The sequence below is a fragment of the Deinococcus sp. genome (genome assembly GCF_018260405.1).
Lineage (GTDB): Bacteria > Deinococcota > Deinococci > Deinococcales > Deinococcaceae > Deinococcus.
The window spans coordinates 1-1,832 of the sequence record NZ_JAGLBG010000194.1; the positions used below are offsets into that span (position 1 = coordinate 1).

Consider the following 1,832-nt stretch of genomic DNA (forward strand, 5'->3'; position numbering starts at 1 on the left):
CCTCCCACAGCACCCGGAACAGCAGCCCGTCGTAGGTCTGGGGCGCACTGGGCGGCAAGGTCACTTCTACCCGGCCCTGCCCGCCGGTCTGCCCAGACCACACCAGGGTGCTGTGCGGGTCGCCCCGGCCTTCAGTGCGGCGGCGAATCTGTGCGGCGGCGTGCGGCGCGAGCCACAGCGTAGTCGCCTGTCCTGGGATCAGCACGGGCAGGAACGCCGAATCAGGCTTTCTCCCTGTTAAAAATGGCTCATAGATGGTGTCCGGGAAGTGCCCCAACATGACCCACGGTAATGATCGACTGTCAGGCCGCTGTCACTCTTCGGCATTGTCCGGTCGCTCCAGTTGATTCTCTGTGTCAGGCAAAGAGACGCGGCCCTGGCAGTTCAGGAGCATGGGGAATAGGCTACACCTATGGGAGGATGCGCCGTCACCGCTGTGAGCTTAGGCTGGCGCTATGTCTGTGCGCTTCAAACAAGGTCTGACGCTTGGTCTGCTGGCTTTGCTGGTGGGCCTGCTCGGTCTGCTGCTGGCTGGCCCGCTGATTTTGATGGGCTTGAGCCACCATACCGGTACGCCTGCACATGTGCCTTGGCCGGGGCCTGCGGGAACACGCTGGGCAGGGACAGAATTGCAGGGAATGGAGAAGTTGGGTAGGAACACACTGCTGGAGGAATATCTGGAGTTGCGTTGCGTGGCCCGGCCCTCCCTGAATACGCGGCTGGACTACTGGCCTGGCGCGGGGTCGGCGTGGGACGGCTGGCTAGAATGGCGGGCTGACAAGGTCGTCTATGTTCCGTACAAGGGGCAGGAGGCGCGGCCCAGACGGCTGCTTCCGGCGATCATCCCCGCTCCCGACTGGTTAGGCGGGTGTTCCCAAGCATGACTTCCTGCGATTCTCTTTTGCCCGCTAGCCTTCTTGTTCTCCTGATCGTCTTTTTCTGGCCTCGCCACACCGACACACCCGCGCATACGCCCTGGTCTGGGCCAACTGGTACGCGCTGGGCGGGCACGCAGGCGCAGGGAATGCAGCGGTGGGGCGGTTATTTCGGGAATGCCCGCGTGGTGAACGAATATCTGGAACTGCGCTGCGTGAACTACCCATCCCTGAAAACTTTACTGGCCCGGCCCCGAGTGGCATGGCTGGGTCGAGTGGCGAACCGACAAGCTGGTCTATGCACCGGGCTGGGGTGAAAAGGGGCGGCCCAAAAGTCTGAGAAATCCCGTGAGTATCGCTGCCCCCTGGTGGCTCAACTTCTGCCCGGCCTGACTACAGCTTCAGCGCGTAGCACAGGCTGTTGTCAACCCCGACGTAATATCCATAGTTGGGAATCCTCACAAAGCCCGCGCTCTCGTACAGGCCCAGCGCCGCCGTCTGCAAGTCACCAGTTTCGAGCACCAGTCGGTCATAACCCAGCCGCCGCCCCTGCTCGATCAACCCACCGAGCACCTCGCGCCCCAGCCCGCGCCCACGCGCCGCCGGGGCCGTGTACATCCGCTTGATCTCGGCCTCGTGCTCGCTCAGCTTCTTGATGGCTCCGCAGGCCAGCAGCTGGCTGCGTTCCTCGTAAGCCAACAGCACGCAGCCTTCCCCGGCTAGCATCCTGGGGCCGAACGGCTCGCTGCGTTCATCGGTGTCGCGGTAGAGTTCGCGCAATTCGTATTGCTGGGCGTTCATCAGTTCGGCGGCGCGGGGGTCGGTGAACGCAAGCTGGACAAGCGGCATAGGCCACTTTAGCGCAGGCCCAGATACAGCAAAAACCCCGCCACTAGGACGGGGTTCCGGGTTCACCTTGAATTACTTCGCAGCGTGTACCACGAGCTTCATGGGAAT

At 62.8% G+C, this 1,832-nt stretch carries 3 protein-coding genes; 1 reads left to right on the top strand and 2 read right to left on the bottom strand.

Annotated features, from left to right (window positions below):
• Positions 1 to 280 (bottom strand): hypothetical protein (locus QZ269_RS12980; protein ID WP_291427117.1); only part of this gene is annotated, 280 nt, incomplete at its 3' end.
• A 175-nt stretch (positions 281 to 455) separates the two neighbouring features.
• Here QZ269_RS12980 and QZ269_RS12985 point away from each other — a divergent pair.
• Positions 456 to 884 (top strand): hypothetical protein, encoded by a 429-nt coding sequence (locus QZ269_RS12985; protein WP_291427118.1) that lies wholly within the window; start codon positions 456 to 458, stop codon positions 882 to 884.
• A 384-nt stretch (positions 885 to 1,268) separates the two neighbouring features.
• Here QZ269_RS12985 and QZ269_RS12990 read toward each other — a convergent pair whose 3' ends face one another.
• Positions 1,269 to 1,724 (bottom strand): GNAT family N-acetyltransferase, encoded by a 456-nt coding sequence (locus QZ269_RS12990; protein WP_291427119.1) that lies wholly within the window; start codon positions 1,722 to 1,724, stop codon positions 1,269 to 1,271.
• Positions 1,725 to 1,832: the final 108 nt, after the last annotated feature.